Annotated in this window: 7 protein-coding genes and 1 tRNA gene; 3 read left to right on the top strand and 5 right to left on the bottom strand. The window is 74.2% G+C overall.

Annotated elements, in window-relative coordinates; genetic code table 11:
• Both HS99_RS44795 and HS99_RS12800 read right to left on the bottom strand, forming a co-directional pair.
• Window positions 1-554: hypothetical protein (locus HS99_RS44795; protein ID WP_063737837.1), on the bottom strand; the 554-nt coding region annotated here is incomplete at its 3' end.
• Entirely contained in the window at window positions 551-1405 is an 855-nt protein-coding gene (locus tag HS99_RS12800) for an ATP-binding cassette domain-containing protein (protein WP_037830243.1), read from the bottom strand. The genes HS99_RS12800 and HS99_RS44795, both read right to left, overlap by 4 nt.
• A gap of 175 nt (window positions 1406-1580) precedes the next feature.
• On the opposite strand from HS99_RS12800, the gene HS99_RS12795 reads away from it, so the two are divergent.
• The 3 genes from HS99_RS12795 (at window position 1581) to HS99_RS12785 (ending at window position 4309) form a co-directional block, all read left to right on the top strand.
• Window positions 1581-2909, top strand: coding sequence for a VWA domain-containing protein (locus HS99_RS12795; protein ID WP_030286446.1), 1329 nt, complete (start codon window positions 1581-1583; stop codon window positions 2907-2909).
• A 2-nt stretch (window positions 2910-2911) separates the two neighbouring features.
• Window positions 2912-3778, top strand: a complete 867-nt coding sequence (locus tag HS99_RS12790; protein ID WP_046386537.1) for a hypothetical protein — start codon at window positions 2912-2914, stop codon at window positions 3776-3778.
• Window positions 3779-3865: 87 nt separating this feature from the next.
• Window positions 3866-4309, top strand: coding sequence for a universal stress protein (locus HS99_RS12785; RefSeq protein WP_030286450.1), 444 nt, complete (start codon window positions 3866-3868; stop codon window positions 4307-4309).
• 1 nt (window position 4310) lies between these two features.
• Here HS99_RS12785 and HS99_RS12780 read toward each other — a convergent pair whose 3' ends face one another.
• The 3 genes from HS99_RS12780 to HS99_RS12770 form a co-directional block, all read right to left on the bottom strand.
• On the bottom strand, window positions 4311-5930 hold the full coding sequence (locus tag HS99_RS12780) for a DUF2079 domain-containing protein (RefSeq protein ID WP_223885991.1): 1620 nt from the start codon (window positions 5928-5930) through the stop codon (window positions 4311-4313).
• A gap of 26 nt (window positions 5931-5956) precedes the next feature.
• A complete protein-coding gene (locus HS99_RS12775) occupies window positions 5957-7351 on the bottom strand; it encodes a glycosyltransferase 87 family protein (RefSeq protein WP_050366613.1) in 1395 nt (464 codons plus the stop codon).
• A 245-nt stretch (window positions 7352-7596) separates the two neighbouring features.
• Window positions 7597-7670 (bottom strand) — tRNA-Ala (locus tag HS99_RS12770).
• Between the last annotated feature and the right edge of the window lie 37 nt (window positions 7671-7707).

Here is a 7707-nt window from a genome sequence, read left to right as displayed (position 1 = left end):
GTCCGTGGCGACACCCTCCGCCGTGACGAGATCCGCCGCCCGGCCGAACCGGCCGGTGCCGCCAGGACGCCGTACGGCGCGCGGACCAGCACCGGGCGGTTGCCCAGTGCCCCGGCCAGCACCCCCAGCAGCACGCAGACCACCGAGGTGACCAGCCCGGCCAGCAGCGCCGGGCCGACCCCCGGCTCCCGCTGCGCCCCCGGACCGGCCACCGGCCCGCTGACCCACCACAGCGCCGCCACCTCGCCCACCGCCAGCAGCAGGCCCGCCGACAGCGCCGCCAGCAGCGCGCCCAGGTGCACCCGTGCCGGGCCCGCCACCGCGACCAGGCAGGCCCGCGAGGCCGGCGGCTCGGCGGTCAGCGCGCCGCGCACATACCAGGCGCTCACCGGCACCAGGAGCCCCGCGCCGTAGCCGAGTCCGCCCAGCAGCGGGTCCCCGGCCGTCACCCCGACCACCAGCAGCAGCGCGAACGCCAGGAACGGCGGCAGCCAGGCGTGCGAGCGCACCAGCAGCTCCAGGTGGTACCGGGTCAGTGCCCCGACCTGCCTCACCCCTGCCCCTCCCGTCGACGCACCGCCAGCACCCGTACGGCCGGGCGGCCGAGCAGCAGGCTGCGCAGCAGCGCGTCCGAGTGCGCGGCCGCCACCGTCAACCGCACCGCCGTCCCACCCAGCGCGGTCGGCTCCGGCCCCCCGGGCAGGCGCTCCGGCAGCGGGGCGCCGTCCGGGACGTCCACCTCGATCTCCATCACCGGGCCGCCCCCGCCCACCGCCCGCGGTGGCGGCTCCTCCTCCGCCGGGCACAGTCCACCGTCCGCACCGACCCGGTAGGCGGCGCTGGTCCGCCCGGCCAGCCGGGCCGGGTCGTGGTCCACGAACAGCACCGCGGCGCCCGCCGCCGCCCGTTCGGCGGCCGCCTCGTCCAGCACCGCCCTGGCGCCGGGGTCCAGCCCGGTCCAGGCCTCGTCCAGCAGCAGCACCCGGGCCTCGGCGATCAGCGCCTGCGCCACCGCGACCTTCTGGCAGGTGCCCTTGGACAGCCGGCTCAGCGGGGTACCCGCCCGGTCCGCGATGCCGAACCGGTCCAGCCACTCCCCGGACCGCCGCCGTGCCACCGCCTCCGACAGCCCGTGCACCCGGCCGACCCGCAGCAGGTACGAGGCGGCGTCGAACGGCAGCGCCGGCGGGAAGCGCTCCGGCACGTACGCCGCCGCCCCGGGCCGAACCACCCGGCCGGTGCTCGGCCGCTCGATCCCGGCCACCAGCCGCAGCAGGGTCGACTTGCCGCTGCCGTTCGCCCCGGTGATCCGCACCAGCTCCCCCGACCCGACGGCCAGCCGGACACCGCGCAGGATCCACCGGCCGCCCCGTCCGTACCGCTTGCCGACCGCGGTCAGCTCCATCCGCACGCCCGCCTCCCTCCGAACCGTACGAAGGCTATCCGCCGCGGATAAGCCCGGCGTGAGCACGACGGCCCGCAAACGCCCCTCGGCGCGCCGGAGTTCACACCGGGGCAGGTGGGTGCACCGTCCGGTCCCGTTTGGCCCTGACGAACTGATGATCCCTAGGATCTGCCGGGTGAATACCGGACGACGACCGAAGACCAGGCTCGGCAGCCTGCTGGCCGCCCTGGCGATAACGGGCGCCTCGCTGCTCCTCGGCCTGCCCGCCCACGCCGACGAACCCTCAGCCGGCGCCTCCGCCGCACCCAAGGAGAACCCCAGGGTCGACCTGATCCTGGACGTCAGCGGCTCCATGAACATCGCCGACATCCAGGGCAAGAGCCGCATCTCGGTGGCCCAGAACTCGCTGAACGAGGTGATCGACGCCCTGCCCGGGGAGACCGATTTCGGCATCCGTACCCTCGGCGCCACCTACCCCGGCAACGACAAGACCGCCGGCTGCCAGGACACCAAGCAGCTCTTCCCGGTCGGCAAGACCAACAAGGTCGAGGCCAAGACCGCGGTCGCCACCCTGCGCCCCACCGGCTGGACCCCGATCGGCCTGGCCCTGCGCGGCGCGGCCCAGGACCTCGGCAAGGGCGACGCCACCCGCCGGATCGTGCTGATCACCGACGGCGAGGACGACTGCGCCCCGCCCGACCCGTGCGACGTGGCCCGCGAACTCGCCGCCCAGGGCATCCACCTGGTGGTCGACACCCTCGGCCTGGCCCACGACGACAAGACCACCCAGCAGCTGATCTGCATCGCCAACGCGACCGGCGGGAGCTTCACCGACGTCCGCACCCCGCAGCAGCTCACCGACAAGGTGAAGCAGCTGGTCGACCAGAGCAACGACACCTACACCATCAACCCGGTCAGGACCACCGGCACCGACAAGTGCGAGAGCGCCCCGGTGCTCACCCCCGGCGTCTACAGCGACCGGGAGAAGTTCTCCGAGCACCGCGTCTACAAGGTCCCGGTCAAGTCCGGCCAGGAGCTGCGCGCCTCGGTCAGCGTGGGCCTCGACCGCGCGATGGCGCGGGACTACGGCGTCCTGCTCCAGGCCACCAGCGCCACCGGCCAGGAACTGGTCCGCGGCACCGACGCCGGCAGCACCCGCACCGACGTGATCTCCACCGGCCTGCGCTGGTCCACCGACGACTCCAAGGGCTACGTCACCGCGAGCCCGACCACCTCGGCCAAGGACAAGGACAAGCCGGACACCACCGTCTGCCTGGTCGTCAGCAACTCGCTGGCCCCGCAGGCCGGTGTCCACACCGATCCCGGCATGCCGCTGGAGCTGACCGTGGACCTCGCCTCCGCCTCGCCCGCCCCCGAGGGCGCCGCGATGGGCCTCGGCCGCGGCTGGATCCTGCTCCTCACCCTCACCCTGGCCGGCCTGTTCTCCGGCCTGGTCGCCGGCTGGATCGCGCGCTGGCGGATCGCCGTCTGGCGGGAGAACTGATCATGCGTACGACGATCCGCGGCGTCCTCGCCGCCCTCGCCCTGCTGCCCGCCCTCGCGCTGGGTGCCCCGGCCGCCTCCGCCGCCCCGCCGTCCCCGACGGCGACCGCGAGCGGCACCGCGGCCCCGGCCACCAAGGCCGGCACCTCCTTCCTGACCGCCGTCAACCTCTCTCCCGGCCAGGACGCCGACGTCGCCGTCTCCACCGGCGACTACCTGTACTGGGCGTTCGGCGCCTCCGAGGGCCAGACCCCGACGGTCAACCTGTCCGTCAACCTGGCCCCGGCGGGCGACCGGCACGGCCCGCAGACCTGGACCGTCGAGGTCTTCGACGGGCTGCGCCGCCGCCAGTCCTGCACCGCCGGCACCCAGAACGCCACCGGCGACCAGAGCGCCACCAGCCTGACGCTGAGCTGCACCCTGCGCGAGGTCCGCACCTGGGCCGAGCCGTGGTCCGGCGACCCGCTGCCCGGCACGTACTACGTCCGGCTCTCGGTCACCGACGCCCCGCAGCCCGACCTCGGCCTGGCCGCCACGGCCCACCTGCACGTCGCCGCCAAGGGCAACGCCGACAACGCCCAGCCCGAGGGCGGCACGCTCAAGGCCCCGCTGGTCCCGCCGGTCGGCGGCGGTGCGAGCACCGCCAAGGCCGCGGCCCCGGTCGCGGAGAAGGAGCACTGGTACACCGGCTGGTTCTCCGGCTGGAACAGCCGCTGGTACTGGACCATCGGCGGCGGCTTCCTGGCCGCCCTGGCCGGCGTCCTCGGCTACCACCTGACCCGGCACCCGCGCGGCCGCCGGCCCGGCCACTACGGCGCCGTCCCGCCCCAGGGCTCGCACCAGCACGGCTCCTACGCCGAGCGCCCCTGACGAACCCACTCCCACGGGGGCCGGCCGGACACCTTCCGGCCGGCCCTCCGGCGTGTCCGCCCCGACGGCGGTGTCTACGCTCGAACCATGCAGCCGCACGGCCTGATCGTGGTCGGTGTGGACGGCTCCGCGCCCGCCCGCGCCGCCGTCCGCTGGGCGGCCCGCCTGGCCGGCCTCACCGGCGGCCCGCTGGAGGCGGTGGCCGTCTGGGACTTCCCCTGCCTGCTCGGCGAGCACGGCCTCGTGCCGCCCGCCCTGGACGGCTTCGAGAGCGAGCGCCGCGCCGCGGAGATCCTCGCCGAGACGGCCGGCGCCTGCACCGTCCCGGTCCGCCGCAGGCTCAGGACCGGTCCACCCGGCCCCGCCCTGGTCGCCGCCGCGACCGGCGCCGCCCTGCTCGTGCTCGGCAACCGCGGCCACGGCACCCCGCCGGACGCCCCACTGGGCACCGTCGCCCAGTACTGCCTGCACCACGCGCCCTGCCCGGTGGTGATCGTCCGGCGGGACCAGAGCCGTGAAGACAGGCCCTGACTCACCCCTTGAACAGGTTGTGCCCCACGTCGGACGGCACCTCGTCCTGCACCGGCTTGCTGCCCGGCCCCGGCACGTGCTCACCGGGCACCGGCTCGGTGCTCTCCCGGTGCAGCAGCACCACGCCGTCCTCGGCCCAGAGCTGCCGGTAGCCGTGCGCCAGCAGCAGTTCGATCCGGTCGGCCTGCTCCTTGTCCGTCTTGAACGGGAAGGACCGCTTGTCGGACCGGGTCAGCACGTACTCGCGTCCGCGCGGCGTCCCGTCCACCAGCACCACGTCGGTCCGGGCGGTCAGCCGCGGGGCGATCTGGTTGTCCGCCTCCACCGGGGCGCCGTCCGGGATCAGCCGGGCCGCCCGGACCAGCGCGGCCTCGCTCGCCCTGGGCTCCCAGGAGGACGGCACCGCCAGCTGCAGCAGTCCGATCGGCACCGCCGCGACCAGCGCGACCCCGACCGTGCCCAGGCCCAGCAGCCGGGCCCGCCGACGGGTCCGCTCGGGCCGTTCGACGCTGCTCATCCGCCCCAGCACCTCGACGGTGGCGGTCAGCAGGACCGGCCAGAGCATCGAGTCGTAGTGCCGGGCGATCGACCAGTGATTGGGGTTGCTGGACAGGATGCGCTCGGCCAGCAGCGGCAGCATGCACAGCACGGTGGCCGAGCGCAGCGGCAGCAGGAACAGGGTGCCGAACAGCCAGAGCAGCAGCAGCGGCTTCAGCGGCTGGTCGAAGGCCGCCTGCACCAGCAGGAACGGGTCGTGCAGCAGGTTCCGCAGCGCGTCGCCGCCGTCGTCGCCGAGCGCCTTGTAGTTCCAGTAGTAGCCCGGCTCGCCGCCCATCGCGGGGATCAGCCACTTGATCGCCACCGCCGAGGCGATCGGGCCGCCCAGCAGCAGTCCGATCCCGGTGAACCGCCCGGCCCGGTCCGCGGTGCGGCGGGTGCGCAGCAGCAGCACCAGCCCGTACGCGCCGACCAGCAGGCCCAGGTCCTCCTTGGTGCAGCAGAGCAGCACCGCGGCGAGCACCACCGTGCCGTAGCGGCGGGCCTGGCCGCGCTCCAGCATCAGCAGGGTCAGCGGGACGGCGAAGGCGACCTCGTGGAAGCCGACCCGGGAGGCGACCAGCAGCGGCCAGCCGAGCGCGTAGGCCAGCCCGGCGAGGTCGGCGGCCCGGCGGGCGGTGCGCTGCTCGGCGGCGGCGAAGGCGTGCGCGGCGATCCGCCGGATCAGCGGCACCCCGAGCGCGAACAGCAGCGCCTGCCCGATGATCAGCGAGCGCGGGTCGTCCCAGATCCAGTACAGCGGGGCGAGCAGCGCCAGCACCGGGGAGAAGTGGTCGCCCAGCAGCGAGAACCCGGGCGGGAACTCGTGGTGGTAGTACTTCAGCGTGGAGACCGGCAGGTGGAAGTGGGCGTAGCCGCGCACGCCCTGGTCGAAGATGCCCAGGTCGAATCCGCCGAGCGAGACGGAGGACCAGCCCTGCATGCCGATGGCGCACATCACCGCGAAGCACAGCACGCTGAGCAGCACGGTGCGCCGGACGGGCGGGGCCAGGACGGCCGCGGCCCTGCGGGCGGCGGGCGCGGCGGCCAGGGGCGGCGACGGGGTCGCGGTCTGGGTGGTCACGTCGGCTCCGGTCCGTCTCTGGTCCGTCAGGTCCGATTGGTCAGGGCGCGGTCACGGGCGGGGTCGTGCTCGGTGTCGTGCTCGGGACCGCGGTCGCGGTCGCGGTCGAGGGCGAGGTCGAGGTCACGGTCGGCGTCGGGGTCGAGCCTGGCGCCGAGCAGCGCCCAGGCCCCGGCCGAGGCGTCGGCCTCCTGCCGCCGGGCGCGGTACAGCCGCAGGCCGATGACGACCAGGACGGCGATGCCCAGCGGCGGGTAGATCGCGCCGGGCAGCTGCCAGTACCAGGCGACCCCTCGGCCCCAGCGGTGCGGCACGGCCCACATCACGTGGGAGAGGAACACCAGCAGCGTCGCACCGAGCAGCACCCTGCGCCCGGTGCTCCTGGCCTCCGCGGCCAGCAGGGCGATCAGCGGGATGCACCAGACCCAGTGGTGGGTCCAGCTGATCGGGGAGACCAGCAGCGCGGTGAGCGCGGTGCAGACGCCGCCCCAGGCGTCGGCCCGGCGCAGCACCCGGACGGAGCGCCCGGCGAGCACGGCCACCCCGAGCCCGAGCGCGGCGACCAGCCCGGTGGCGATCAGCCCTACCGTGCCGGGGTCGTTGGCGTCGAGCAGCCGGCAGACGGCCCCGCGCAGCGACTGGTTGTCCACCAGCACGGTGACGCCGACCCGGCTCGGGTCCCACAGGTACTTGGTCCAGAAGCCGTACGAGCCGTCCGGCAGGGCGACCCAGCCGATCAGGCCGGCCGCCAGGAAGGTGCCGATGGAGACCAGCGCGGCCCGGATCCGGCCGGTGAGGATCAGGTAGACGGTGAACAGGCCGGGGGTGATCTTGATCGCGGTGGCCAGGCCGATGCCCACGCCCTTGAACCGGCTGCGGTCCGGCCGGGTCAGGTCCCACAGGACCAGGCAGAGGATGGCGAGGTTGACCTGGCCGTACTGGAAGGTGGTGTACACCGGCTCCAGCCAGACCCCGAGGCCGGTCGCGAGGACGGTGGCGGCCGGGCGGTACCGGCGGGCGGGCCAGCCGGCCAGCTTGAGCGACAGGTGCACGGCCAGGCCGAGCAGCGCGTAGTTGCCGAGCATCACCAGGATGCGCAGCGGGCTCACGTCGAACCAGGTGCTCGGCACGAACAGCATCGCGGCGAACGGCGGGTAGGTGGCCGGCAGGTCCCAGCCGGGCAGCCGCATCGCGTACAGGTCGTCGCCGTTGACGACGGCTTGGCCCTCGGCCCGGTAGACGAGCATGTCGACCATGTTCGCCCCGTGCAGGTGCCGCTGGACGACGAAGGCCGTCAACGACAGCACCGCGACGCAGACCGCCGCGACGGTCCAGGAATTCGGTCTTCCGTTCGCCGGGCCGCTCTCGGGCCCCGCCGGGTTCGCCTGCCGCGTCCACCGTTTCAGACCGAACTCGCGCACCGCGATGGCACCCCGTTGAGATAGACCAGATCGTTCCCTCGTCAGCGTCTGGGCCCACCCACCATAACCGACCCCTCTGAGACTCCCCTGAGTCCCAAAGTGCGTCAGATTCCGCCTGCTGAAGGCGGTGTGAGCTCCGTCACGAGGCGAGTGCCCACCCCCGATGAGGGCCGCAAAGCACGAAATCCCGCCGGGAGTTGACTCCCGGCGGGATTTGCTGGGCCGGTCGGAACCGGTCCGTTGGGTGGAGCTGAGGGGATTCGAACCCCTGACCCCCTCGATGCGAACGAGGTGCGCTACCGGACTGCGCCACAGCCCCAACGAGAAGAAACTCTAGCACCTTTCGGAGGGGGGTC

Origin of the sequence: Kitasatospora aureofaciens (assembly GCF_001188955.3) — a bacterium.
GTDB lineage: Bacteria > Actinomycetota > Actinomycetes > Streptomycetales > Streptomycetaceae > Kitasatospora > Kitasatospora aureofaciens.
This window is presented reverse-complemented; position numbering and strand designations above follow the sequence as displayed.